23 protein-coding genes are annotated in these 26,012 nt (G+C 69.6%); 9 read left to right on the plus strand and 14 right to left on the minus strand.

The window, feature by feature from the left end; all coding sequences use genetic code 11:
• The first annotated feature begins 73 nt into the window (after positions 1-73).
• Both D187_RS58210 and D187_RS27850 read left to right on the plus strand, forming a co-directional pair.
• Entirely contained in the window at positions 74-1,558 is a 1,485-nt protein-coding gene (locus D187_RS58210) for a hypothetical protein (RefSeq protein WP_245591848.1), read from the plus strand.
• Positions 1,559-1,562: 4 nt separating this feature from the next.
• Positions 1,563-2,174, plus strand: a complete 612-nt coding sequence (locus tag D187_RS27850; protein WP_155893615.1) for a hypothetical protein — start codon at positions 1,563-1,565, stop codon at positions 2,172-2,174.
• A gap of 51 nt (positions 2,175-2,225) precedes the next feature.
• On the opposite strand, the gene D187_RS27855 is transcribed toward D187_RS27850, so the two are convergent.
• A complete protein-coding gene (locus D187_RS27855) occupies positions 2,226-3,176 on the minus strand; it encodes a PrsW family intramembrane metalloprotease (RefSeq protein WP_002631167.1) in 951 nt (316 codons plus the stop codon).
• Between the two features lie 94 nt (positions 3,177-3,270).
• Between D187_RS27855 and D187_RS27860 the strand changes: the two genes are divergently transcribed.
• Positions 3,271-4,041, plus strand: a complete 771-nt coding sequence (locus tag D187_RS27860) for a hypothetical protein (RefSeq protein WP_002631170.1) — start codon at positions 3,271-3,273, stop codon at positions 4,039-4,041.
• A gap of 3 nt (positions 4,042-4,044) precedes the next feature.
• Here the strand turns inward: D187_RS27860 and D187_RS27865 are convergent, their stop codons facing one another.
• Positions 4,045-4,722: a pentapeptide repeat-containing protein gene (locus tag D187_RS27865; protein WP_002631172.1), complete on the minus strand. Its 678-nt coding sequence runs from the start codon at positions 4,720-4,722 to the stop codon at positions 4,045-4,047.
• Positions 4,723-4,991: 269 nt separating this feature from the next.
• Here D187_RS27865 and D187_RS27870 point away from each other — a divergent pair, with 269 nt between their 5' ends.
• A complete protein-coding gene (locus tag D187_RS27870; RefSeq protein WP_020918328.1) occupies positions 4,992-5,879 on the plus strand; it encodes an RNA polymerase factor sigma-32 in 888 nt (295 codons plus the stop codon).
• Between the two features lie 62 nt (positions 5,880-5,941).
• Here D187_RS27870 and D187_RS27875 read toward each other — a convergent pair whose 3' ends face one another.
• On the minus strand, positions 5,942-6,277 hold the full coding sequence (locus tag D187_RS27875; protein WP_002625390.1) for a CBS domain-containing protein: 336 nt from the start codon (positions 6,275-6,277) through the stop codon (positions 5,942-5,944).
• Positions 6,278-6,438: 161 nt separating this feature from the next.
• On the opposite strand from D187_RS27875, the gene D187_RS27880 reads away from it, so the two are divergent.
• Positions 6,439-7,077 (plus strand): phosphatase PAP2 family protein, encoded by a 639-nt coding sequence (locus tag D187_RS27880; RefSeq protein WP_051256573.1) that lies wholly within the window; start codon positions 6,439-6,441, stop codon positions 7,075-7,077.
• Positions 7,074-8,009 (plus strand): fatty acid desaturase family protein, encoded by a 936-nt coding sequence (locus D187_RS27885; RefSeq protein WP_002625392.1) that lies wholly within the window; start codon positions 7,074-7,076, stop codon positions 8,007-8,009. Before D187_RS27880 ends, D187_RS27885 begins: the two co-directional genes overlap by 4 nt.
• A gap of 25 nt (positions 8,010-8,034) precedes the next feature.
• On the opposite strand, the gene D187_RS27890 is transcribed toward D187_RS27885, so the two are convergent.
• The 9 genes from D187_RS27890 to D187_RS27930 form a co-directional block, all read right to left on the minus strand.
• Positions 8,035-9,258, minus strand: a complete 1,224-nt coding sequence (locus D187_RS27890) for a BMP family lipoprotein (RefSeq protein WP_002625393.1) — start codon at positions 9,256-9,258, stop codon at positions 8,035-8,037.
• 30 nt (positions 9,259-9,288) lie between these two features.
• Entirely contained in the window at positions 9,289-10,401 is a 1,113-nt protein-coding gene (locus D187_RS27895) for an isopenicillin N synthase family dioxygenase (protein WP_002625394.1), read from the minus strand.
• 86 nt (positions 10,402-10,487) lie between these two features.
• Positions 10,488-11,033, minus strand: a complete 546-nt coding sequence (locus D187_RS50470; protein WP_020918329.1) for a hypothetical protein — start codon at positions 11,031-11,033, stop codon at positions 10,488-10,490.
• Between the two features lie 157 nt (positions 11,034-11,190).
• A complete protein-coding gene (locus D187_RS27905) occupies positions 11,191-12,252 on the minus strand; it encodes a hypothetical protein (RefSeq protein WP_002625396.1) in 1,062 nt (353 codons plus the stop codon).
• A gap of 41 nt (positions 12,253-12,293) precedes the next feature.
• A complete protein-coding gene (locus D187_RS27910; RefSeq protein ID WP_043431726.1) occupies positions 12,294-13,148 on the minus strand; it encodes a hypothetical protein in 855 nt (284 codons plus the stop codon).
• Positions 13,149-13,286: 138 nt separating this feature from the next.
• Positions 13,287-14,837 (minus strand): complex I subunit 4 family protein, encoded by a 1,551-nt coding sequence (locus D187_RS27915; RefSeq protein WP_002625398.1) that lies wholly within the window; start codon positions 14,835-14,837, stop codon positions 13,287-13,289.
• Positions 14,837-16,246: an NADH-quinone oxidoreductase subunit 5 family protein gene (locus tag D187_RS27920; RefSeq protein ID WP_002625399.1), complete on the minus strand. Its 1,410-nt coding sequence runs from the start codon at positions 16,244-16,246 to the stop codon at positions 14,837-14,839. Before D187_RS27920 ends, D187_RS27915 begins: the two co-directional genes overlap by 1 nt.
• Positions 16,233-19,559, minus strand: a complete 3,327-nt coding sequence (locus D187_RS27925) for a YbcC family protein (protein ID WP_002625400.1) — start codon at positions 19,557-19,559, stop codon at positions 16,233-16,235. Before D187_RS27925 ends, D187_RS27920 begins: the two co-directional genes overlap by 14 nt.
• A gap of 33 nt (positions 19,560-19,592) precedes the next feature.
• On the minus strand, positions 19,593-21,239 hold the full coding sequence (locus D187_RS27930; protein WP_002625401.1) for a SulP family inorganic anion transporter: 1,647 nt from the start codon (positions 21,237-21,239) through the stop codon (positions 19,593-19,595).
• Between the two features lie 297 nt (positions 21,240-21,536).
• Between D187_RS27930 and D187_RS27935 the strand changes: the two genes are divergently transcribed.
• Genes D187_RS27935 through D187_RS27945 form a run of 3 tightly spaced genes read left to right on the plus strand, consistent with a single transcriptional unit; the run spans position 21,537 to position 23,704 of the window.
• A complete protein-coding gene (locus D187_RS27935; RefSeq protein WP_245591849.1) occupies positions 21,537-22,163 on the plus strand; it encodes an RNA polymerase sigma factor in 627 nt (208 codons plus the stop codon).
• Entirely contained in the window at positions 22,160-22,801 is a 642-nt protein-coding gene (locus tag D187_RS27940; RefSeq protein WP_002625403.1) for a hypothetical protein, read from the plus strand. Before D187_RS27935 ends, D187_RS27940 begins: the two co-directional genes overlap by 4 nt.
• A gap of 30 nt (positions 22,802-22,831) precedes the next feature.
• Complete coding sequence (locus tag D187_RS27945; RefSeq protein WP_002625404.1) at positions 22,832-23,704, plus strand: alpha-ketoglutarate-dependent dioxygenase AlkB; 873 nt, start codon at positions 22,832-22,834, stop codon at positions 23,702-23,704.
• 18 nt (positions 23,705-23,722) lie between these two features.
• On the opposite strand, the gene D187_RS27950 is transcribed toward D187_RS27945, so the two are convergent.
• On the minus strand, positions 23,723-25,012 hold the full coding sequence (locus D187_RS27950; protein WP_002625405.1) for an ATP-binding protein: 1,290 nt from the start codon (positions 25,010-25,012) through the stop codon (positions 23,723-23,725).
• Entirely contained in the window at positions 25,009-25,977 is a 969-nt protein-coding gene (locus tag D187_RS27955) for a hypothetical protein (protein WP_002625406.1), read from the minus strand. The genes D187_RS27950 and D187_RS27955 overlap by 4 nt, the downstream gene beginning before the upstream one ends.
• Positions 25,978-26,012: the final 35 nt, after the last annotated feature.

Here is a 26,012-nt window from a genome sequence, read left to right on the forward strand (position 1 = left end):
CGTCGCACCCACCCCGGTGTTGTTGACGTGCTGCGCCCAGGTGCCTTCGTGTCCCTGGGTCTGGGGGTGGACCGTGCCCGCTGAGCTGAAGCGGAAGTGGGTGGCGCTGGTGCTCGGGGCTGTCGTGCTGTTCACCGGCTGCGTCACGGTGACGCCACCCGCGGGACGCGGTGTGCTCCTGGACAGCAACCCGCGTGCCGCGTCCGGGCTGGCGGGCGAGATTCGTGGTGACGCCCAGCACGCGGCCACGGAGGCGAATGCACCCGCGAGGCTGCTGCGCCGACGGGGAGAGCGCGTACAGAGCACGCAGGTGGCCATGGTGAGCCCGGCTGAAATGGCCGTGCGCGCGGTGGCCAGCGGGGCCAGGCAGGCGGACGCCTTCGAGTATCTGCTGCTGCTGGCGGGCCTGGACAACGTCAACGACGAGCCCCCGCGAGGCGCTCCCCTCACTCCCGAGGAGGCGGCCCGGGTGCTGGCGGTGCTGTTGAACAAGCCCGTGACGCTGGGCTCGTTCCCGCCACGCATGGCCGCCTGCCACCTGCTACGGGAAGTGCTGGCGGGAGGGGAAGTGTCCCGCGAGGAGTTGCTTCGCCGGGTGGAGCGATTCAAGGGGGTGGCCGTGCTACGGCCGGACGGCTATCTGGCCTGGACGCTCAACGGACGCACACAGCAGAAGGTGGGCCCGGTGGAGTGGAAGGAGGACGCCTTCCGCGCGGGCTCCTTCGAACTCGGGCGCTTCTACATCGTCAAGGGGTGGGTGTTCCGGCAGGCGGATGCGCAACTGCGCCCCGTCATGCAAGGGCCCGGGCTGGCCGAGGTGTACGACGACGCCGACTACCTCGGCCGCTCGCTGGATGGCGCGGAGGAGGCGTTCGTCGGGCTGTACCATGCCATGGGCCAGCTGCTCACGCGCCCGCTGGACAGCCTCGCGGCGCTGCAACACCTCCCGGCGGGAGTCGCGGCCCTCATCGCCTCCTCGCCCGAGTACCTCGAGCGTTTCCGGTACATGACTCGGGGCGAGCAGGTGAAGGCCACCTCCAAGCTGCTGACCCACCTCCTCGTCACGTTTGGCACGGCTGGGGGCACGACGAGCACGCTGACGCGGGCAGTGGGCGGGCTGGAGGTTACCCTGCCCGTGCTGTCCCTCTCGACCGAGGGTCTGCTGGCGGTAAGGACGGTGACGGTGGCAGCGGGCACGGTGACGACCACGCTGGAGGTGGGCGTGGGCACCGTCTCCATCCTCCACATGGCCAGCAGGGATGACCAGCCCTCGGGGAGCAAAACCAAGAATCCCTACTCGAGCTTGACGAGAACCCAACTCGAAAAGTCAAGAAGAAGCTTTATCAAGCTGATCGATGAGCATGAGAAGAAGCTGCTGGAGTACCGTACCGACCCCTTCGCCAACGATAATCTTGGAAAGCTCGAGAACCAGCCTCCTGAAAATCAACGGAAGATCATTTCGGGACGAATTGAAGAAGTGGAGGCGCAATTGACGAAGCAGCGTGGGGAGCTGAGAAAAGTCGAAGAAGCGCTGCGGGCGTTGAATGGGGGCGGTTGAGCGTATGCAAATTCGTTTGCAACAGCTGATTCTGGCCCTGACGGGACTCGTCAAGTGGTATCAGCAGTTTCTTGGCATCGACGTCCTGACGATCGACGACATGGACCGTTATTGGGTTGTCAGATCCCCGGAGTGGACCGAGTTCCACCAGGATCCCAAGCTGTCCGTGGGCTCTCTCCTGGAGGACTGGGCAGGACTTCAGCGGGTGCTCGAGGGCGGCGCGCCCACCGCGGTTGATTTCGAGCGCCTGGGCGCAGTGATCCGTGTCGTCTCCGACCGCATCCTCGAGCCTTCCACCTCGGAAACGGGTGGGAGCAGGGCCGGGCGCATCGACATCCATTTGCGGCAACTGCTCCTCCTGCTCGCAATGCTCGTCGAGCACTACCAGCAGGCAGGCGTAGACGCACTGGAGATCGACGACATGGATTATTATTGGGTTGTCGAGCCCCCGGACTGGACCGATTTCCAGAAGGAGCCGTCGCTCTGTGTGGGTTCTCTCATCGATGATTGGGCGGAGCTCCAGCGGGTGCTGAAGGAAGACATCGCCACCACGGTGGATTTCAACCGTCTGGGGGCTGTGCTCCGTACCGTCTCCGAGCGTCTCGGCCGACAGTGAAACCGCCAGCCATTCTCAGTGCCCGCGGAGAAAGGAGATTGACGGGCCGGTCTAGGCCAGATCTCTCTGTCCCGAACGACGGACGACCAGGCTGATGATCGTGAACACGATCGTCAAGGACGCGGCGAATCCGTTCTTGTCACTCGTGTCCGCGTCCCAGGGCCTGGGTGAACCCAAGAGCATGATGAGGAGCACCACCCATGCGATCACGCAGCACCACAGGCCCGCCGCTCCCACGAACCAGCGCAGCCGCGCGCTGAGGGTGGAGGGCTGGGGAAGGGCGGGTGCGTCCGTCACGGAGGGATTCGTGGAGCGCTGCTCGGCCTGGAGCTCCTTGTAGAGGCGCCGGCCCCAGCGCACCTCGAGCAGGAGCACCAGGAGCGTCAGCGGGAAGAGAGGGAAGGAGCCCAGGAAGAGGAGGGTGTAGTAGGCGCCCTGCAGCAGGGTGGTGGCGGCGAGTCCGGAGGCCAGCCGCCAGGTGCCGCGCGCGCGATCCTCATCGAAGCGGGCGCGGCCCACGAAGGCGCCCAGGATGATGCCGGTGAAGGCCTGTTGGGGGACGGAGGTGACGGCGCGAAGCATCGCCAGTCCCGGGCCCGCTTCATCCGAGAGCACGATCACGTAGAAGAGGTTCTCCAGTGTCGCGAAGCCGAGCGAGACCGTGGCGCCATACACCACGCCATCCAGGGGCTCGTCGAAGGCGGGCTTGTTCCAGACGTACAGGCGCAGCACGAGCAGCCTGAAACACTGCTCGGGCAGGGCGACACCGAGGAAGGCCAGCAGCAGCGCCATGTCCCAGGTCTGCATGCGCCAGCCCCAGTGAACCGCCAGCTCATGGACGCCGAAGGCCACCGGAACCACGGGCACGCAAAGGGCCACACCCCAGAAGAACGTGCGCCACAGGAGTCCGCGCGGCTCGGGATCCTCGTCCCGCGAGTGGACGTACCAGAGCAACAACATGGGAGGCAGGGCGGCGGCGGCCCCGAGTGCGAACGGAGACATGGGGACGAAGGTAGCCCGCGAAAGCTCCAGGACGCATGGGTCTCGAGAGCAGATAGTATCGGCACTCCCGGACGTGGAGGCAGGAGCGATGTCGATGCCGGATTCGGAAACCCTGGATGGTTCGACCCCGGAGAGCACGCCGCTGGCGGCGGAGCACGGGCGCCGGTTGCCCCTGTCCGCCTTCACCGTGCTGGCCGGGGGTGACGTGTTCGAGTCCGTCCAGGGACGGCCACCCAAGGACGGTGTGAGCCGGGCTCGCGCCTGGTTCCAGGCGAAGGTGAGTCTCCGGGCACACGGTGCTCCCGCCGAGCTGCTCCAGCGCGTGGAAGGAGACATGGTCCGGCAGCTCTCGGGCAATCTCCAGCTCATCGGCCGCATGGAAGCGGCGCGGCCGGTGGAGGTGGACCTCATCCCCCCGGGGCAGCCCCTGGCGAAGTATGGCTATCCCCGCTCCGTGTCTCCGCAGGCGGCGGGCCTGTTCTGGGATCATCCGGAGTGGCCTCGCGCCCGCATCGCGCTGCGCCAGGACAAGCTGGGCCCCGAGCTCCATCTGGTGTTCCACGAACTGGCCCATGCCATCCAGGGCATGGCCTTCACCCAGGAGGAGAACGAGCTCATCTACCGGACGCTGCGGCGCACCTACCGCGTCCGCGCCCGCATGGACGAGGTGTTCGCCCTCTACAGCGAGCGCGAGTTCATCCCCACCGTCACCGCGCATGATCTGCGCGCGCCGGGGGTGTACGGCATGGCGCGCCAGCGCTGGAACGAGGAGCACGTCTTCACCCGCTTCGTGCGCAACCTCTACTTCCCCTACAAGCCGCTGGCGGGCCCCGCGTCGGGCCAGGGCGCGTCCTTCTTCGGCTGAGGCTCAGCGCTTCTTCTTGCGGCTCCGCGACGCGGGCGCCCCGGCCACATCGCCCAGCGCCGGCACGCGCATGCCCATCGACTCGGCCAGGCTCACCGCCGTGGACAGGGGCACCTGGGTGTCCTTGAGCCGGTTGCGCGAGGGATCCAACACCAGCCCCACCGCCAGCGAGAAGTCCGTCCGGGTGAGGATGCAGCCGCGGAAGTTGCTGCCCGTCAGGTCCGTCCCCTCGAAGTCCGCGTCCGTGAGGTCCAGATCGAAGAAGTTGGCCTCCTGCGCGGTGCAGCGCAGCACGTCCGTCTTCCTCAGGCTCAGCCCCACGAACGAGGCGTAGCGCAACACGCACCCCTCGAACGTCAGCTCCGGGTTGGCCGACACGCTCGACCAGTCGATGCCCATCAGCTTCGAGCCCTCGAAGCGCACCCCCCGCAGCGCCGCCTGCGGAAACCGCGCCCGGGTGAGATCGCACCCCGTCCAGGTGCACTCCTCGAACTTACATTGGCGCCACTGGCTCTCCTGGAACTGGGAGCGCTCGAAGGTGCAGCGGTAGAACTCCTTCTGGTTCAGCTCCAGCCCCGGCAACTCGAGGTCCGTGAACGTCTCGTTCTCGAAGCCGTCCTCCCGCTCGAGCCGGCGTACCAGCTCTTCCCGGCCCGCCTGGTCCCTTGGTTCCGTGTCCATGCGGCCTCCATCTCATGGAGGGTCCGCTTCAGGAAGGACGCGCCGTACCCGGGGGCCTGTAGGTCCAGCGCTCACTGAAATTCGCGTGCCGGACCCTCCCAGCGCCCCGTAAAAACTTCTGGGTTTCAGCCCTAAGCATGGGGGGGCCTGGATGCAAGCCCTTGTATTCATTGACGACCGTGCAGGTCGCGGGCTGGCATCGCTCTTGCTGAAAGCAAGGGCACGCAGTCTTCGCGGTCCCTTCCCACGCGCCTCCCCCGAGAGACACCATGACCCAGGCCTCCGCCTTCTCCTCCGCCGACTCCCTCTCCACCTACCTCTCGGAGATCAGCCAGTACCCGCTGCTGTCCGTGCAGGAGGAGCAGGCGCTCGCGCGGCGCTTCAAGCAGGGCGACATGGCCGCGGGCCACCGTCTGGTGACGAGCAACCTGCGCTTCGCGGTGAAGGTCTCCTACGAGTACCGCTCCTACGGGCTGAAGATGTCCGACCTCATCCAGGAGGCGAACATCGGCCTGATGAAGGCGGTGCAGAAGTTCGACGCGGACAAGGGCATCCGCCTCATCTCCTACGCGGTGTGGTGGATCCGCGCCTACATCCAGAACTACGTGCTGAAGAACTGGAGCCTGGTGAAGCTGGGCACCACGCAGGCCCAGCGCCGGCTGTTCTTCGCCCTGGCGCGCACGCGCCGCGAGCTGGAGAAGATGGGCCCCGGCGAGGGCAACATCGTCGACGCGGAGGAGATCGCCCGCAAGCTCAACGTGAAGGCCAGCGAGGTGCGCGAGATGGAGCAGCGCATGGGCGGCCGGGACTTGTCGCTGGACGCGCCGGTGGGCGAGGAAGGCGACGCCACGCACATGGACTTCGTGGAGTCCGAGAGCGCCTCCCAGGTGGACGAGGTGGCCGACCGCCAGGAGGCCGACATGACGCGCGCCCGCATCCGTCAGGCCCTCACCCGGCTGGATCCCCGCGAGCGCTTCATCATCGAGCACCGGGTGATGGGCGACTCGGAGATGACGCTGAGCGAGCTGGGCGAGCACTTCGGCTTCTCGCGCGAGCGCGCGCGCCAGCTGGAGATCCGCGCCAAGGACAAGCTCAAGGCCGAGCTGATGTCGCTCATGGCCGAGCGCGATCAGGACTCCGCGGTCTACGCCGGGTAGTTCTTCCCGGCGCGTGGCCCCCGCCGGGTCGTTCTTCCCGGCGGTCCGCCGCGGCCTCCTCTTCAGTGAAGCCAGCGCCCGTGGGCTGCGTGGAAGTCCACGAGCGGCGCGGCATGCTTGAGGTGGGGCCGCCCGGCCGGATCATTCTCCTGTACCGTCTCGAGCTGGCCTGAAAGAATTTCCTCCATGCTGGCCAGGGGGGAAATCCTCCACAACCGGCGCAGCTCCTCCTCGGTGATCTCTCCCAGGAGTTCGCCGTGCTCCTCGTCCACCACTGGCAGTCGGCGCACTCCGAGCTCCTGCATCACCCGGAGCGCCGCCACGATGGTGTCCCCGGCGAACAACGTGGTCGCCCGCGAGACCCACTCTTCCACCGTCCCCTGTACCCGCCCGTCCATGTGCGTCTCCTTCGACCTGTCCTGAAGTCTTAAGCAAACGTCCTGCCAATGGGAGGGCCCCCCCTGTCAATGGCTGCCCCCGGACGGTAGGCGGGCTGCGTCTCGGGTAGCCTGGGGGTCCGCTTCCCGGTGGGGCGGAGGAGGTCCGTGTCGTGCGGGTGATGGCGTGGCTGTACCGGTTCAACGAGCCGTTCGTGGGGCGTCTGGTGACGACGGGGGTGACGATCGCCGCCACCTTCCAGCCGTACTTCTGGCTCAACAATCACCTGCCACCGCGCTTCGACTTCCTCACGCCCCTGGACACGGCGATCCCCTTCCTGCCGTGGACGTACGCCGTCTATTGCAGCTTCTTCGCGCTGCTGCTCGGGGCGGCGTGGTGCCTGGAGGCGCGCGAGTACCTGCGGATGCTCGCGGCGGTGCTGGTGGCCAACGCCGTGTGCTACCTGGGCTTCTTCCTCTTCACCGCGCACTACCCGAGGCCCCCCGTGGACAGCATTCCCCCGGGCTTCTGGCGGGAGCAGTTCGCGACGATGCGGGCCTCGGACAACGCGGGCAACACCTTTCCGAGCATCCACGTGGCCACCACGTGGCTCGGGGCGCTGCGGCTGCGCCACCGGCGCGGCGGCGTGCTGTGGCTGGTGTGGGCGGGCCTCATCTGTCTGTCCACGCTCACGGTGAAGCAGCACTTCCTCGTGGATGTGCTCGGCGGGCTCGCGGTGGCGGGGGGCGTCCACGCGCTGCTGTTCCGCCGCGCGGCGCCGTCCACGTCCGTGCCCGCGACGGTGGAGGCCCGGTCATGAGCGAGCCCGTGGCGCCCCCGCCGCCTCCTCCCGGCACGCTCAACGTGGTGCTGGCGCTGGGCATCGTCTCCGGGGGCGTGGGCTTGCAGTGGCTCGCGTCCCGGGCGTCCAGTCCCGGGGCGGTGGTGGGGTGGGGCGTCGTGTTCGCGTTCCTCTTCCTGCCGCTGTACTCGCTGCTGCACGAGGCCGAGCACCGGGTGTTCCATGCGAATGCGCGGGTGAACGAGTCCTTCGGCGTGCTGCTGGCCGCCTTCTTTCCGGGGCCCTTCACGTTCCTGCGCGCGTGCCACCTGGGCCATCACCGGCGCAACCGCGGCGACGCGGAGATGTTCGACCTGTACTACCCCTCGGACAACCTCGCGTGGAAGCGGGTGTACTTCTACTTCCTCTACACGGGAGGCTTCTGGCTGGCCGTTCCCGTGGCCGTGGTGTCGATGCTGCTGTGGCCCGGGCTGCTGCGCGGCCAGGTGCTGCGCGACCCTTCCGCGGTGGCCATGCTCAACGGCATCCCCGCGGGCTTCTTCCGCCGCATCCGGCTGGAGTGCGTGGGCGTGGTGCTGCTGCACGTGGGGCTGGTGATGGGGCTCGGCCTGTCTCCCGGGCGCTACCTGCTGCTCTACGCGCTCTTCGGGCTGAACTGGTCGGCGCAGCAGTACATCACCCACGCGGCGAGCCCCCGGCACGTGCTGGATGGGGCCCACAACCTGCGCGCCGCGCGCGTCTACGAGGTGCTGCTGCTGCACTTCAACTGGCACCTGGCGCACCACCAGCACCCGCGCGTGCCCTGGCTGTATCTGCCCCGCTACGACGATCCGTCACGCGAGCGGCCGGGCTACCTCATGGCCTTCCTGCGCTTCTGGCGCGGACCCCAGCCCACCGAGCCGCTCGCGGCGCGGGCACCCGGTGGGGACAAGGCGCCCGGCGTGTCGTGACGCCCGCCCCTCGTCCCCCGCGTGCTCAGGGCTTCGGCTTGGAGCCCGTGAGCTGCGACGGGTGGGTGGGCACCTGGATCTCCCCGGCGATGATCTTCGCCTTGAGCGACTCCAGCGTGCGCAGGGCCTCGTCCTTGCCGGGGAAGTCCAGCCGCACCGGGGCATAGGCGATGCCGCCCTCCTTGAGGCCCAGGGTCTGGGTGCCGCCCCGGAACTGGCCGCGCACCTGATCGCGCACGGCCTCGTACACCACCAGGTCCACGCGCTTGATGACCGCGGACAGCACGGCCTTGGGCGCCAGATGGGAGGGATCCGAGTCCACGCCCATCACGTAGACGACCTTCCCCCCGTCGCGCGCTTCCTTCACCGCCTGGATGGCGCCCAGTCCATCCACCCCCGCCGCCGCGAAGATGACGTCCGAGCCCTTGGTCAGCAGATCCTGCCCCACCTGCTTGCCCAGGGCGAAGTTGGTGAAGCCGCCGGTGTAGTTGACCACCACCGTGGCCTTGGGGTTGGTGGCCGCCACGCCGGCGCGGAAGCCCGCCTCGAAGCGCTTGACCAGCGGTATCTCCATGCCGCCCACGAAGCCCACCTTGTTCGTCTTCGTCGCGAGTCCCGCCAGCGCCCCCACCAGGTAGCAGCCCTCCTCCTCGCGGAAGACGACGGTGCGCACGTTGGGCAGGGTGTACGGCTCGCCCTGGGCCGACAAGAGCGGACTGTCCACGAGCAGGAAGTGCATCTCCGGGTCGCGCTTCGCGGCCGTCTCCACCGCGTTCTCCAACTGGAAGCCCACCGCGAGCGACAGCGGCACGCCCTGGTCCGCGAGCAGTTGCAGGTTGGGCTCGTAGTCCTCCGCCACGCGGCTCTGGATGACGATCGGACTGATGCCGAGCGGCTCCACCGGCGAGTCGCGCCGGGCCAGATCCTCACCCAGCGAGCCCTGGAGCGAGGCCTGCCGCTGCTCGGGGGTGAGATCCTTGTAGCTGCCCCCCTCGTACTTCACGCCCGCGGCCCACTCCTCCAGCCCCCGCAGGGCCGAGTCGTTGAAGGACTGGTCCCCCCGTCCTCCGAGGCTGAGCACGAGGCCCACCCGCGTCGTCTGCGGCGCGGGCTTCACGGTCTCCGGGGTGGTCGCGGCCGCTGGGGCGGACGGGGCGGCGGGGGCCACCGGGGTGGGTTCCTCCTTGGCGCTCTTGCAGGCCAGGAGCAGGGACGACGCGAGGAGCAGGGTCGAGAGGCTCGGGCGCATGGGCCCGTGTCCTAGCATGGAGGCGATGCGTCAGGTGCTGGAGCCGTCCGCGCGCATGCGGTGGAGCCGGTCATAGTGCCGGTAGCCGAGCTGGTCGAGCGCGTCCGGGGATGCCAGGCCGATGTCCACCAGGGTCTTGATGTCGTACGTGCCCGCGAGCACCGGCGGCGCGTAGTTCCGCACGGCCTCGGGGGTGCGGAACTTCTCCAGGGGGAAGAGCACCGTGCTCGTGTGCACGTGCATGAAGTGCGCGGCGGACTGCCGCTGCCAGCCGGGAACGCCGGGCGCGGTGATGACGTGCGGCGTCGCCAGGAACGTGCCGCCGGTGAGGATCTCCAGCTGCTGGCCCACCTGGGCGACGATGCACCCGGCCGGCGCGACGCCCCGCACCAGCCGGCCCTTGGGCTGCTCGGGGGTGGCGCGGGTGCGCAGGTACAGCCCGCTCTGATCATCCGGCCGGGGCGCGGGGCGGGCCTGGGGATCCAGGAACCGGCCACCGGGCAGCAGCGTGAGCAGGTTGAAGTCCGTGTGCTCCTCGCCCCAGAGGATGCCGGTGTTCACCTGCGAGGGCTTGAGCGGCAGGTATTGCAGCGCCCGGGTGACGTGGGGGCCCCGCTCGCAGAACCCGGTGAACGTCGTCTGGGGCAGGCCGAGCGCCACGGCGGCTCCCTTCAGCAGCGACAGCCCCGCCTCATGCAGCGAGCGGCCGAGCGAGAGCAGTCCTTCCTGGAAGTACGGCGGCGCGTCCTCGGGCCAGATGTTGTCGGGGTAGAGGTTGGGGAACTCGAGCACGGAGTTCTCGTCGGGCGGGTAGGGCGCGGCGAAGTAGCACTCCTTGAAGTCGGGCTGACCATTGCCGGCCACGGCGACCTCGGTGTTCGGCGGCGTCCAGCCTCGCTGGTACCAGATGTCGGCGCGGCCGTAGGGACGCTTGGCCTCGGTGGGCCGGGCGATGAACGCGCCGAACGCGTCATAGAGCCGCTCGAGCGCCTGGGCATCGACGCCATGGTTCTTCACGTAGACGAGTCCGAAGACACCGAAGGCCTCCCGGAGCGCCAGCGCGCCGCGCTCGATACGGGATGGGTCCTCCGACGAGAGATCAGCGAGGTCGACAGTGGGAATGTTCATCGGGAGTTCGGCCATGGCGGCTCCTGGTGTACCGCGCCTCGCGTCCTGACGGAATACGAGCCGGGGAGAATGTCCCCGGCCCATCGTCTCACCGCGGAGCGTCAGCGCACGCCGGACGTCGAGCTTCCGGGCTGCGTGGAGGGCAGGGTCGAGAGCCCGGGTTGCTGCACCGGGGTGCTTCCAGGCAGGGTCGTGGTGCTGCCCGACAAGGAGCTGCCCGACAAGGAGCTGCCCGACAGTGGGCTGCCCGACAGTGGGCTGCCCAGCGAGGAACCGCTCGACAAGGAGCTACCCAACGAGGAACCGCTCGACAACGAGCTGCCCGACAGCGACCCACTCGACAGCGAGCTGGAGTTGCTTGGCAGCGTCGTCTGGAAGCTCGAGGAACCTGTCAGGGGCTGCTGGAGTGTGTAGCTGCCCGTCAGGGGCTGCTGGAGGCCATAGGTACCGGTCAGCGGCTGCTGAAGGGCATAGCTGCCGGCCATCGGCTGCTGGAGGCCATAGGTACCGGTCAGTGGCTGCTGAAGGGCATAGCTGCCGGCCATCGGCTGCTGGAACTGGGTGGTGTCTTGTTGCTGTGCATTGGCGATTCCCACCATGCCCAACGAGGTCGTCACCACCGCGACCGCCAGGATGTTCGTTCGCATGTTCTCGCCTTTCATTCGTGAGGCGCGTGGCCGCGGGGGAAACCTCTTTCCCGACCAGGACCAGCCATCGCGGTTCCCAAGGAAAAAGTATTCACGAGCGGACGCTCGCAGAAGCGTCCCTCCCCAGCGTCGCGAGTCGGCGAGCGATGGGACGCGCCTACCTGCCCGAGGGGGACGGCCAGAAGGTCACCGCCCGGGCGCTCTCCGAATTCCAGACGAGCTTGCCTCCCCGGTACAGGTACGGGTGAGCACCGGAGTCGGCGAGCGAGAGCAGGAGAAAGGCCCCCCGTGTCTGGACGCTGGCCAGGTCATTGGGCCGCAGGGGAAAGCCGGGGAGCGCGGACACCTTCTGCTTGTCCACCTTGCGCACGAGCCCCGTCGCCAGTGCTTCCTCCTCCCCGAAGGGGATGCTCCAGACCGCGAGGCGCGAGCCCCCTCGGCGCAACAGGGTCCACTCTCCCTCGGGCTCCTCCGGGGAAAAGGCATACAGCTGATCGAGCACGACGTCGTCCTCGAGTTCCTCGGGTGTGAAGCGAGGATCCAGGGTGTGGTTCGAGCGCTCACCCAGTTTCTGGCGCAGCGCGAGCACCCGCGGCCCCGTGGTGTCGGTGGTGGCCTTCACTTCCCGCCGCTTCCAGGCGCCGTCCCGCCATTGGAAGGCGTGGGTGATCAGGGGCCGCTTTCCCTCGTTCGTCTCGAGCACGACGCGGGTGCCGTCGATCTCCGCCTCGCCCCGCCGCTCCTGCTCGGGGGTGGGCTTCTGCAGGGTGAGCCCCAGCAACTGGCCCTCGGCATCGAAGCCGAACTCGATGAGCTCTCCCGAGCCCGGCAAGGGCAGCTCCGTGGCGGTGGCCGCCTCCACGTCCACGAGGAACAGGCGGTCTCGGAAGGCGGGGGAGGGGAAGCGCTCGGGGAAGGTGGGCCTGCCCGTCACGGGCGCGCTGACGCCGCCGCGCCAGAACCTCGCCGCGCCGTGTTTCCCATCCCGGCTCAGGGCGGTGGCTCCTCCCTGGCAGTCCACCGCGAGCCGGGCGATGACCTGACGGACGGCCGAGAGGGGTTGGAGTCGGACCCACTCACAGCCCTCTCCGGCGGGCTCGAGCAGGGACACCAGGGGCTCGGGCGCACGGGACGTCCGGGGTTCCCGGGCGAGTGCCGGCGCCGCGGACCACAGCAACAGCAGGAGCGAGACGGACAGGGGGCGGTGGAGGGTCGTCACGAGGCGACCCATTGTTCCACACGCCCCCCGTGGGGGCTGAATCAGATGTTCCAGCGGATCATGCCCTGGAGCACGTTCTCGATCTTCCCCTGGATGAGGTAGCGGTTGTAGCCGAGCTGGTATTCGGCTCCCAGGTAGATCTTGCCCGGGGTGAACCGCACGAGCTTGCCGAAGTCCCACAGCAGCTCGGGCTGGGCCAGGAAGAAGCGGTTGCCGCGCGAGCCCGTCATCGTGCCCACGCCCTCTCCCTCGCCGAACAGACCCGTCTGGAAGAAGCCGAGGAAGAGGAAGTCCTGCGTGCCCAGCGAGAAGGACTTCTGCCAGGCGAGGCCCACCTGCAGGTCCACACCCCGGAAGGCCCAGTCATCGCGGATGACCGTGGTGGCCGTCACGAAGTCCATGCCCGGCACGGCCAGGTCCCACTGCAGGCCGTAGTAGTGGAGCATGCCGAACTTGCTCACGTGCTCCATCTCGTACTTGAGCGAGACGTCGCGCAGCGGCCCCCAGTCGAACTTGCGCTCCAGCACCTTCTCGGCGATCGACTTGGGCGACACCGCCACCGTGATGCCACCGAAGAAGCCGCCCTTCTGGTTGGCGCTCTGCTTGAAGACGCTCGCGGGGGTGAAGGGGCCGGTGATGTCGTAGTACAGGAACACCGACCCGTACTCCCACTGCTGGAAGGCCTTGATGGTCAGCGTGGTCCGTGCGCCGCCGCCATTGAAGTCCTCGTTGAAGCAGTCCACGGCGCCGCGGTATCGGCCTCCGAAGGCCATGTTGTCCTTGTCCCCGGTGAAGCACGGTGCGCGCAACAGCTCGAACCAGACTCCAGCGAAGGCGGTGGACGACGTCAGGAAGGAGGCGAGCAGGGCGACAAAACACAACGAGCGACGATTCATGCGGATCCCCTCGGGTGGCGCGCCCTAGTGAAGGCGGGGGACCGGCTTCGTCAAGTTTTCACGAGCGCGATGTGCCAGGCCAGGGGCACCCACGGGCCGTGGGCGCCCCGCTTCACCCTCGCGTCAATCCTTGCACCCTCAAGGACGTGCGAGGCAAAGCGCCTTGGAGGGCACCTCACCCCGAGCCGCGGACTCCCCGGGGTGACGGGAGGAGGACTCGGGGCCCGCCAGGGACTCCACCTGGGCGGCGCGCAGGTGCAGCAGCGGTCCCGGCACCAGTCCGCCGAGCACCACCAGGGCGAACAGGGCGAACACCATCCCCCGCTCCCGGGGCAGCAAGTCCTCCACCGTCTCCAGCAGGGCCGCCTGGCCATGGGCGTGCGGGCCGAGGAATGTGCGCTGGAAGGCGCGCAGGAAGGTGACGCCGTTGATGGCGGTGGTCAGCAGCAGGGGTAGCGCCACCAGCGGGTGGGTGTCCAGGATGCCGTGCAGCAGCAGATCCTCGCCCACGAAGCTCAGCGTGCCCGGGAAGCCGAGGCTGCCAAAGCCCATGAGGAAGAAGAAGGCCGCCAGACGCGGGGCGCGGCGCACGAGTCCTCCCAGCCGCGTCATGTCCGTGGTGCCCGTGCGGGACTCGATGGCGCGCACGACGAGATCCAACCCCGTGAGCGCGATGCCCGCGGCCACGCTCTGGACGAGCGCGCCGGAGATGCTCTGCGTGTTGCCGATGGCCACCCCCGCCAGCATCAGGCCCGACTGGCTCGCCAGGAGGAAGCCCACCACGCGGCGCAGGTCCGTCTGCGCCAGCGCCAGCAGCGAGCCATACAGGGCGGCGCACAGGCCCAGCGTTCCGAGCATCACCCCACCCCGGTTCCACTCCCCGGGCAGCAGCGGCATCACCACGCGCACCAGCAGGTACAGCCCCGCGTGCGCGTTCACCAGCAGCAGGCCCACCCCGAACGGGCCGCGCGCCATGAGCACGGGCAGCCAGGAGTGGAAGGGCACCACCGCCATGCGCACGCACACCGTCAGCATCAACAACGTGAACACGGGCAGGTGCCACGTCGCCGGCAGCCCCCGGGCGATCAGCTCCGTCAGGGCGAAGGGCGCCTGGGCGCCGGAGCGCCAGCCCCCCAGGCCCACCAGGGCCGTGGCCACCACCAGCGGCAGCGTGCTCACGAGCATGTAGACGCCGAAGGTGCGCAGCGTCCGGGCCTCGGGCCGTGCCCGCGCCTCGCGCGCCAGCAGCGCGCCGGTCGGCACCAGGGTGGCGATGAAGAAGACGGTCATCAGCGCCAGGTCCTCGGCGCAGAAGAAGCCCAGGGTCATGCTCTCGGTGAGCAGCAGCGCGCCGAGCGTGCTCCGATCGAGCGACTGGCGCGGACCGGCCGCCACCAGCCCCAGGGTGAGCAGCGCGGTGACCACCAGCGCCAGCACGCTCATGCCGTCCACGCCCAGCCGCAGCTCCACGCCGAGCCCCGGCACGCGGAACCACGACTCATGCAACTGCACGCCGGGGACGCCGCCCTCGAAGAGGACCACCGCGCCCAGCGTCAGCAGCAGGGTGAGCGCCGCCACGCCGAGCGCCGCCTGCCGCTGACGCTCGGGCTGACGGAGCCGGTGCAGCACCGCGGCGCCCAGTGCGGGCAACACCACCAGGAGGGAGAGAAGGGGAAGGGACGAGCGCATCACACGACTCCTGTCGACTGACTCTGACTGCTCGGCGCCTGCTTCGGCTCCGCGGGTGCCTTCTCGGCGGGGGCGGACTTCCAGCCGCTCAGCGCGCCCGTCCAGCTCCGTTCCATCCGGTCCATCCACTGGCCCGCGCGCAGCAGCGGACCCATCGCCCAGCGCTCGTGCATCACCTCCAGCGAGAAGCGCTCCAGCGCCAGCCGGTAGAAGCGCCGCCGCCATCCCTCGGGGAGGACGTGGTGGGCCACCGCCACCGTGGGACGCCGCGCCTCGCGCAGGGCCGCGCGGCGCGCCAGCTCATCGCGCAGCACGGACGGGGCGCGCAGCAACTGCAGACAGCGCAGGCAGGCGTGCGCCACCAGATGCACCAGCGCCAGCCGGTACAGGCCCAGCCCCACCTCGGCGAACATCAACCCCACCTGCGTGAGGACGCCATAGGCCAGCGAGCTCTTCACGTCCGTCTGCACTCGCCACACCAGCGTGGCGTGCACGGCCGTCAGCAGGCCCACCACCACGAGGGCCCCGCTCGCCACGGGAGAGCGCTGCAGCAGCGGCGCCACGCGCAGGAGCAGGTAGACGCCCGCGTGCACCGACAGGGCGCCATAGAAGAGGGCGCTCGAGGGCGTCGGGCCCTCCATGGCGCGCGGCAGCCAGCTGCTGAAGGGCAGCTGGGCCGACTTGCCCATGGCCGCCAGCATCAGGCACAACCCCAGCGCCGTCGCCGGCCCCATCGCCATGGCCACCGCCGGTGCCGGCCAGGCCCGGGCGCCGAGCGCCTCGGCCCACTCGGCCGTGCCCGCGAAGTGGTGCAGCAGCACCGCGCCCATCAACAGGCCCATGTCGCACAGTCGGTAGAGCGTGAAGGCCCTCAAGCCCGAGCGCACCGGCGTCGTGCGCTCGTGGAAGAAGCCGATGAGCAGCGCCGACGTGAGGCCCACCAGCTCCCAGCCCACGAAGAGCAGATCGATGGTGCCGCTGGCCACCAGCACCTGCATGCCCGAGGCGAACAGGGCCAGCAGCAGGAAGAAGCGCGCGAAGCCCGGCTCGCGGTGCAGGTAGTTCACCGAGAAGCGGCCGATGAGCAGGGTGATGGCGCTCGAGAGCACCATCATCGTCGCGGACAGCCGGTCGATGAACAGCGTCACCGGGAAGGTGTACGCGCCGCTGGAGAACCACCGGCCCAGCTCCACCACCCACGCGTCCTGGTGGCGCCACACGAGGCCCGTCGCCGCTACCACCGAGGCGCCCAGCGACAGCCACAAGGCGCCGAGCACCCCGCGCACCACAGCGCGCTCGCCCGGCGCGCGGTGCAACAGCATCACGCCGCCCAGCGTCACGAAGGCCAGCAGGGGCCAGAGCGGGGCGGTGGCGGCGACCCACCCCAGTTCGAGGTTACCGACGGACATGGTCAGACTCTTTCTTCTGGGAAGCGTCGATCAGCGCCGGCGGCAGGAAATCGCGCTGACCGCGATACCACTCCGGCGAGGAGGCCACCACCGGCAGGGGCGCCGGCGGCGGGGTGACGGGTTGGAAGCCCCGGGGCGTGAAGCGCATCTGCGCGCCGGTGACCGGGTCCACGCTCACGAGCTGGACCCATTCATTGCCAATGAGCTCGCGCAGGATGGGCTGGCGCTCGTAGATGCCCGCGAGCACCTCCACGCTGGCCTCCACGACCAGGAGCAGCCGCACCGGCTCGTGGATCTCGATCATCTGCCGGGGCAGGCCCGTGCGCAGGTCGCTCTCCACGCCGTCCATCACCCCGAGCAGGCTGGTGAGGTTGTGGGGCAGCTTGGTGCCGGATCCGTAGCGGTCATTGTCGATGCAGGAGAAGTAGTACTCCAGGTTGATGCCCGCGCCCACGGGGCCCGCCGCGGCGAGGATGCGCTCGGCGATGGCGCCCGAGGCATCCCTCGTGGGGTCATACGAGATGAGGAAGGCGCGCCGGTCCAGGAACAGGCCCCGGGTGAGGGCCCGGCGGCCCACCACGCACGTGGCGTTGGTGACGTGGCCCAGCTCGGGACGCGCCTGGCTCAGGTCCGCCGCGCGCTCCTCCACGTGCCGCAGCGCCGCCTCGGGAGAGAGGCTCAGGGGCGCGGACTCGAAGCGCCGGCAGCGCTCGTGCGCCGACAGGGTGCGCGCGCTGTCCAGCGACTCCTTCAGGGCGGCCAGCTCGCCGCGCAAGGACTCGGGCACCGCCTCGGTGTCGTAGAGCACGATCTCATCGGTGGTGGTGTTGTGTAGGCCGCCGATGAACCACGTCGTGTCGGGGATGTGGATGCCGCGCTCGCGCAAGAGCGCGCGCACCTCGGGCCGGTTGGCCATCTCCGAGAACAGGCGCGCGTTGGGGCCGCCGTGACGGCCACCGCAGGCGCCGCAGTCGTAGGCGGACTGGTGCGGGTTGTTGACGCTGATGGCGCCATGGCCCAGCACCACCACGAGCGGCGCGAAGTCGTCCACCAGCCCCAGGTTCTCCAGCGAGTTGGCCACGCGCGCCGCCTTCTCGGCGACGGTGAAGCCCAGGGGCTTGAGGTGGGCGAGCTGCTCGGCCGCCTCGTCCCTCAGGCTGGTGAGCTGCGTGCGGGGGGCGGGCAGCAGCCGCTGGGCGAGCGCCCGGCGCATCAGGCTCACCCGGCGCGGGGCGAAGACATGCAGGGGCAGCAGCAGCGCGGAGACGAGTCCCAAGAGGGGCGTGAGCAGCCAGCTGAACTCGAGCGCGTGCGAGCCGCCGTGCAGCCAGTGATCGACGCGGGCCCAGAGGGCACGCAGCCGCGAGCGGGACTCGGCCAGGTGGTGGTGATCCGGGTGGGCCCGCTCCTCCACGACGTGCGCCGGGGTGACCACGATGGGGCACAGGGCGGCGAGCCCCGCGTCGTCCAGGCCGCGGTAGTCCATGGCCACGCCGAAGAAGCCGGCGATGCCGAACGTGTCGTGCCGCGGGCTCTGCTCCTCGAAGTGCCGGCGGAAGGACTCCTCGCGGTCATCCATGCAGAAGACGAGCTGGAAGCGCGGATCCTCCACCGTGCGCTCCGGCTCGGGGCGGAGCCGGTTCTGCGCGAGCGCCTGGAGGATGTCCATGCGGTAGTGGTGCTCGTAGGCCTCGTGCCACACGCGGCGGCGCGCCTGCGCGTCGAAGGACTCCAGCCACGCGAGCAGGGCCTGGCGCCGGACGAGCGGGAAGTCCGCCACCTCCAGGGCCGACAGCCCCGCCACCTGCATGAGCTGGAAGAGCCGCCAGCTGCCCTCCTCGAGCGGGCGCTCCAGGGCCGCGGGCCGGTGCGTGGCGGCGTCGCGCGAGCGGGCCATGAGCCCGGAGAGGGGTCCCTGATAGTCCAGCCGGCGCCGGGCCACGGTGCGCAGCGCGTGACGCTCCAGGGTGAGGCGCACGGCGAGGAAGTCGATGAGGTGGGCCGGAGGCGAGCCCGCGGGACGGTCCGCCGGGGTGTGCTCCAGCCGGTGGAACATCCCGGCCCAGCCCGGCAGCGCGAGCAGCACGCGGGTGATGTAGGGCTCCCACTGCGCCTCGGGCACGCCCAGTTCGTCGAGCGCGGCGAGCACCACGTCCCGCGCGGACAGGCCCTGGGCGGCGGCCCGCCTCAAGTCCACCTCGAGGTCCTCCAGCCACTCGGGCAGCACGCCCAGGCCGGTGAGCTTCAACGCGCGCCAGGCGGCGTACAGCCCCGACTCGCGCTCCGGCAGGCTCCAGTGCGACTGGCCCTCGTCGAGGTAGGCCGAGCAGATGCGGATGAGGTGGGGGTTGACCAGCTCGTTGATGTCCTCGCCGGTGGCCAGCCGCAGCAGCTCGCGGTGGCTGCGCACCCCTCCGGGCTCGGCCTTCTCGCGCGAGTCCGGCACGGTGAGCAGGGGCGTGCGGCAGGCGGCCCAGAGCGCCCTCACCGCGAAGCGCTCGGGGTGGCTCTCCAGGTGCTCCTTGAGGGAGGCCAGGGAGCCATCACCCCCGAACGCCGTGGCCAGGGCTTCCTGGACGAGCGCCACCTCGGCGCCCAACCACCCCTCCACGGACAGGGTCGTCGTCGCGCCGAGCAGCCGGGCGCGCACCTGGGCGACATAGGCCTCGGCCCGGGCGGAGGGGATGCCCAGGCGGCGCAGGGCGGTCTCCGGGGCCAGGGCCCGCCGCGGCTCGGCGGCGGTGGTGCGCACGGCGGTGTTCAGCGTGGGTTCGAGCAGGGCCATGGCCAGATCGGTCATCGTCCAGTCCCGGCCCACCCGGTCCAGCCACCCGCGGAGGCCCTCGGTGGAGCGCCGCAGGAGCCGCTCGCGCGCGGCCGCCGACACGTCCGGCCGGAGCGAGGACGTCGCGGACAGCTCGCTCATCCGCCAGCGCAGCGAGGCGGCCGTCTCCACCGCGGGCGGGTGGAGCAGGGCGAGCAGCTCCAGGTCCAGGCGCGACAGTGAGGCCGGCACCATCTCTTCCCGCCGCTCTGCCTGCTCGCGCTCGGCGAGCACCGCCTTGAGATCCACGTCGGTGATGCGCCCGCGCCGGTACAGCTCGCGGTAGCGCGACTCGGGGAGGTAGGTCTCCGTCTCGAACGTGGCGCTCGCGGCGGCCAGCGCTTCGTGGAAGGGCAGGTGCTGGAAGGCGTGCAGCGTGTTGTGGTGCACGAACACGCCGATGGGACCCTGCGCCGGCAACAGGTGGCCCGCGTGCTCCAGCACCTCACTCAGGTGCTGTCCGCGGTCGGTCGAGGGAGAGTGGCTCATGGTCGGAATCCAGACGGGAAGAGTGTCAGGCGCTCAGGAACGGACGGGCAGGGGGGCCTTCGTCGACTTCTTGCGCGCGGCATGAGGATGCGCGGAGAGGCTGCGGTGTTGCTCGAGCCCGCGCACGTGCAGGTGACGGCCCTGGCGGGAGAACTCGCCCTCCAGCTCGTGCAGCCGCTCCATCACCGTGTGGTCCACCAGGCGGGCCTCCGTCAGGTCCACCTCCACGTGGGTCGCGTGGGCATGGCGCGCGAGCTGCTTCTTGAGCTTGAGGAAGTTGGTGAAGACGGCCGCCTGGCGCACGCGCAGCACCACCTGGCCCCCCTCGGTGTGCTCCTCGATCTGCGGCTTGAAGAGGCCGGCGAACGGCGCGCCATTGATGAGGTGCACCACCACCTTGAGGGCGATGCCCGCCGCCACGCCCACCAGCAGATCCGTGGCGAGCGTCACGCCGATGGTGAAGGTGAAGATGACGAACTGCTCGGGCCCGATGCGGAACGTGTTCACGAACTCCTTGGGCGAGGCCAACCGCACGCCCGCGAAGATGAGCATGGCGGCCAGGGCGGCGAGCGGAATCCGGTGGATGAGCATGGGCACGAACGCGACGAAGAGCAGCAGGAACAGGCCGTGGAAGAAGTTGGACTGTCGGCTCCTGGCCCCGTAGCCGATGTTGGCCGAGCTGCGCACCACCTCGGAGATCATCGGCAGTCCACCGAGCATGCCGGCGATGAAGTTACCCACGCCCGTGGCGAGCAGATCCTTGTCGAGATCCGAGCGGCGCTTCTCCGGATCCATCATGTCCATGGCCTTGGCCGTCAGCAGCGACTCGATGCTGCCCACCAGCGCGAACATGACGATGTACTTGATGGATGTCGCGCTGAAGACGGCGGAGAAGTCCGGCAGGGTGATGGCCGACAGGAGGTTGCTCGGCAGGTTCACGAGGAACTTGGGGCCCACCGTGAAGAGGCTGTGCGAGAAGGTGAAGGTGTGCTCGTGGTCCAGGTCGAAATAGAGACCCATGGGCACCGCGAACAGCAGCGCGAGCAGGGGGGCGGGGACGCGCCGCAGCGCCGCCACGCGCCTGGCCACCGCCGCGTGGCCGAAGAGGATGATGAGGCTCATCACGCCGATGAAGGCGATCTCCGGGTTGAGCTTCATCACGCTCCGGGGAATCTCCGCCAGCAGGTGCAGCGGCTCCTTGGCCTCGGGCGCCACGCCCAGCAGGACGTGGATCTGCTTGGAGCAGATGATGATGCCGATGGCCGCGAGCATTCCGTGCACCACGGAGGAGGGGAAGAAGTCCCCCAGGGTCCCGGCGCGCAGGAGCGCGAAGACGATCTGCACCGCCGCGGCCACCACGATGGTGGCCAGCGCCCGGCGGTAGCCCAGCGCTCCGTCGCCTCCGCCCAACTCCGTCACCGCGCCGAGCGCGATGACGATGAGCCCCGCGGCGGGCCCCTTGATGGTGAGCCGCGCGCTGCCCAGCCAGGTGGACACCAACCCGCCCACCACCGCCGTCAGGATGCCCGCCACCGGCGGGAAGCCACTGGCCATCGCGATGCCCAGGCACAGCGGCAGCGCGATGAGGAACACGAGAAAGCCGGAGACGATGTCACTCTTCCAGGTCGACGCGCTCTCGGGCGCGGCCTGGGGCGGAGTACCGGAAGGCTGAGACTGCATGGGATTCCATCCTCTGAGGCGCACGGGCTCGCGGCGTTCTTGACGCGGCGCGTGCTTCACGAAAGGCAGGGACGGAACGATTCACCTCTGGGTTCCCGGTATTTTATTCTCCTCCTGTGGTTTTTTTCCGTTGCTGGACGAACCGTTGCGAGGCCAAGCAGGTCCTGTGCCCAGGGAAGAGAAATAGAATGGAATCCAATTGACGTCTTCCGGGAACCCGCGTGTGAGTCGTTCCATCCTTATGGACAGTGTCGCGACGTGGAATGGAGCAGGCCACCGTACGGAGGGGTGTGCGGGGTGGGGTCCGTCCGGGGCGGGGCGGCGATGAGCGGCGGGGTGGAGGGCGCGGGCGGGACGGGACGGGAGCGTTTCGAGGCGGAGATCCAGCCGCTGCTGCCGCGTCTTCACCGGCTCTGTCTGGCGCTGTGCCACGACAAGCAGGAGGCGGAGGACTTGCTGCAAGACGCCCTGGTGCGGGCCTACGTCCATCGCGGGAGTTTCCAGGAAAGGGGGTCCTTGTTTGGCTGGCTGTGTGGAATCATTCGCAACCAGTTCATCGAAACACGGCGCGCGGTCGCCCGGCGCCGATCGTTGTTGGACTCGGTGCTCGAGGGGGCCTCGTCGGTGCTGGGCGCGCTCTTCACCGGTGGAGTGGAGCAGAAGGATCCCGAGGCCCGGCTGTGCAGCAGCGAGGAGGCCGAGCTGATGGTGCGCTGCCTGCACGCCCTGCCCGAGAAGTTCCGTCTGGTGGTGTTGCTCTGTGACGTGGAAGAGCTGGGGTACGAAGAGGTGTCCGCGGCGCTTGGGATTCCGGTGGGGACCGTGAAGAGCCGTCATTTCCGGGGACGAGCCCAGCTGGGCGCCGCCTTCAAGGCGCGACTCGCCCAGGCCCCGGCCGCCGTCAACGCAGGAGGTCGTTCATGAGCGCTCCCGATGACAAGTCCTTGCCCCCCTTGCCGGGAGAGGCCGTCCGGGCCCTGGATGCGTTTCGCGAGGAGCGGCCGTCCGCGCACCTCGAGAGCCGCATCCAATTGGCGCTCCAGGCGGCCTCGTCGGGGAAGACGCCGGCGCGGCCCCAGCCCCCGGAGCGTCCGGCGCGCCTGGCCTGGTTGGAGCACCGCGTCACCCGCAAGGTGATGGGCCTGGCCCTGGTCACCTCGGTCATCCTCCTGGCGGTACGGGCGGATGACTGGATCGGGGACTCGGAGGTCCTCAGCGAGACCATGCCGCTGCGCCATGTCTCCTTTCAGTTGTCCCATGGGAGCCCCGGGTGGTTGGAGCTGCCCTGGACGCATGGGGTGCACTCGGGTGAGCAGGCCACCGTCCACCTGGAGGCTCCAGAGGAGCTGAACCTCCACCTGCACGCCGAGGCGCTGTCCTCGGCGCGGCTGGTGGGGTGTGACGCGGGGCGCTGCATCCACCAGTTCACCGCGGACACCGGAGCGGACGCCACGCCGCTGCGCGTGCGCATCGACAAGCCGGGCCGGTACGAGTTCCGCGTCTCGCATGCCTCGGACGCGCGCCAGGTGCGCGAGCACTTCGTCGTGGAGGCCAAACACTAGGCGCCGTGTGGTGTGGTAGGGGAAGCCTCCATGGCTTCTCCTCCCCGTCACGGCCGCTCGCTGGCGCACAAGGCCCGTCAGCGCACGCCGGGCCATCACTACAACGCGAGCTTCCTGCCCGCGGCCGAGCGCGCCGCCATCCTCGGTTGGTTGGGTCAGCTGCACCCCTTGTGGGAGGAGCGCTACTCCAAGCATTTCCCCCCGCCCCCGGGCCAGTCCCAGCGGCGCCTGTTGCGGCCGGTGTACTGGTTGGGCAACTGGCAGTTCGCCTGTCTCGACTACTACCGGCCCCCCAAGGGCGTGAAGAACCGCTGCGTGAAGGCGGAGCCCTTTCCGGCGGTGCTCCAGCGGCAGGTGGCCAAGGTGGAGGAGCTCGCGCGCCGCATGTTCCGGGGCCCGGACATGCCCGAGGGCTGGCACCTCAACACATGCCTGGTGAACTTCTACGGCAGCCGTCTGGAGGACGGGCAGTGGGTGGACACCGCCCGGGTGGGGGAGCACAAGGACTTCGAGCCCGGGCCGGTGGCCTCGCTGTCGCTGGGCGAGCGCGCGCTCATCCAATTCGTCACCTCCAGCCGCCCGGGCGAGCGCGACGAGGTGGTGCTCGAGCAGTGGCTCGATGATGGGGCCCTGCAGCTCTTCGGTGGGGCGCGCTGGAAGGAGCAGACCTTCCACCGGGTGCAGCGGGTGGACACGCGCGGGGGCCACGTGATGCCCCCGGAGATGCCGGACTTCAAGACCCGGCGCATCAACCTCACCTTCCGCTACGTGCCGGACGTGCACGTGACGCCCTTCGCCCAGCTGTCCCCCGAGGCGCGCGAGGACGTGCGGCCCTACATGGAGACGCTCGCGCGCCACAGCGCCTTCTTCCGCGCGGAGCTGGAGCGCGAAGCGCGGACGTGACGCGGGCTCACCCCGGCCTCACCACAGTCCGTGGATGCGCAAGAGGGTCGCCAGCGACGAGCCGCCCCTCCGGTAGTCGCCGAAGAGCCGCTCGGCGGTGTCCAGGGAGGGGTTGGACCAGACCTTGCGCTCGCGCTCCTCGTGCACTTCCAGGCCGCAGTGGATGAGCGAGGCGCGCGCCTCGTCCGCGGACGCGAAGGTGACGTACTCGAAGAGCAGCGGGTTCTGGCTGGTCACGAAGGACTGCCGGCCGCCCAGCTCGCGCACGACGGCCTCCACCCAGCGCGGGTGCAGCGCATGGGCCAGCTCGTCGGCGATGAGGAAGTCCTCGTTGACGTCCAGGTAGTACAAGAGCGACAGGAGCCGCTTCTGGCCGTAGCCCAGGTGCTCGCGCGACAGCACCGCGCCGTCGCGCCGGGTGAAGCCGAAGCCGAAGCGGCCGAACTCCAGGCGTCCCCCGCCCTCGTAGCTGCGCTTGTCCAGCAGCTCCACGCGGAAGCGCCCCGCGCCCAGCCCCGCCAGGGTGACGAAGCGGCCGAGGAAGCCTCGCTCGAGCTCGTCATGGCGGATGTCGATGAAGCCCGTGGCCAGCGCCTGCTCCGCGCGCTCGCGCAGCACCCCGGGCAGCCACGTGGGCAGCGACATCAGCCCGAGCGGGAACACCTCCTCGCCCCGCATCTCCATGCCGTACTGCGCCTGGGAAATCCGCTCGTAGGTGCCCAGTCCCTCGTCGAAGCGCCCCGGGGCGAGCAGGAAGGTGCGGCGCAACAGCTCCTTGAGCCGCTCCTTGAATTCGGGCTCCAGCCGCTGCGCTCCCAGGAAGAGCACCACCCAGACGGTGCGATCCAACAGCGACCAGTGCATCGTCTGGGAGTAGGCGATCTGTCCGTTCACCTCCCAGGCCAGGCCCTGCGCATCCGCGCGCAGCACCAGCCGCGCGGCGGGCGCGTCGAGCTCGAGCGTCACCTCCATGAAGGGCTGGGGCGTGGGCGCGTCCACGGGCTCGCCTCGCGGCACGAGCGCCTGGGGCTCGGGGCCGGCGTCCGCGGGCCGCGAGAAGTCCGGGAGCGTGTTGCGCACGCGCACCTGGAGCGTCATCCCGGGAAAGGTGAAGGCGTACTCCAGGGAGAACTCCTCTCGGATGAGCCCGGAGAAGTCCGAGGCGAGCACGCGCGTGAGGAGATCCAGCAGCGTCGTGCGGCCGGTGCCGTTCTCGCCGAGCACCAGGTTGAGCGAGGGGCCGAAGACGAGGTGGGCGCCCGGCGCGACGTCGCGGTACTGGTGGATGCGCAGCTCGGTGAGCTTCATGAAGGACGCCGCCTCAACAGGTTGAGCAGCCGGAGCGAGGAGGAGCGGCTGCCCTGGATTGTCCAGGGATCGATCTTGTCCCCGCCATTGGTGAACTGGGGCGAGAGCACGAACACCCGCACGCGCGCCTTCTCCATCATGGCGTGGAAGCGGGGCTCGCGCAGCAATCCTCCGCACGCGCGCAGCTGGGGCGAGGGCTGGAAGCAGTCGAGATCCAGCGACAGCCAGTCCGCCTCCGTCACCCCGGGCCGCTCGAGCACCTGCCGCCAGTGCAGTGCCGCGGTGTCCACGAACCAGGGCACCAGGGTGGAGAAGCCCACGTCCCGGCCGCTCATCCGGGCGGTGGGCTCGGCCTTGGCCGTGGTGAAGAAGATGTCCTCCTCGGTGAGCACGGGCGTGGCGTCCGTGGGACGCTTGAGGCCCTCGAACAGCCGCCACCAGGTGGCCGCCTGCTGGGGCGTGCGCGACTCCAGGTAGCTGTCCTTGCACCAGTCCGAGTGCCGGTCCGCGTGGAAGAGCGAGCGCGGCAGCTCGCCCGTGGTGCGGTAGTGGTAGAGCGCCACGTCGAGCATGTGGTGATCGCGCAGCACGTAGTCCGTGCGTCCCGTCGCGTCCCGCATCACCCGGACGGTGCCCCGGAGCACCTCGTCCAGCTCCGCCGCGCCGAGCGCGTCACGCCACGCCGCTTCCTCGAAGAGGAGCTGCTGGCGGATGTAGGGCTGCTCTCCCGCGGAGCCGACCACGTCCTCCGGACCCGTCCACCGGTGCACCCGCTGCTCGAACCGCTCCGCCTCGCCTTCCTGGAGCACCTCGCGGATGACCTCGCGGATGTCCGAGCGGTGGCCCGGGCCGGGCACCGCCACGCGCACGCCACCCGGCTCGCGCGCGTCGTCCGCCACGGGCCGCAGCCGGAAGGCGTAGGCCGCGTCGGTGGGCTTCTTCCACTCGGAATACCGGATGAGCACGGGCGCCTTTCCTCGGAGGTCGGTAGATGACCGGA

This window comes from Cystobacter fuscus DSM 2262 (assembly GCF_000335475.2).
GTDB lineage: Bacteria > Myxococcota > Myxococcia > Myxococcales > Myxococcaceae > Cystobacter > Cystobacter fuscus.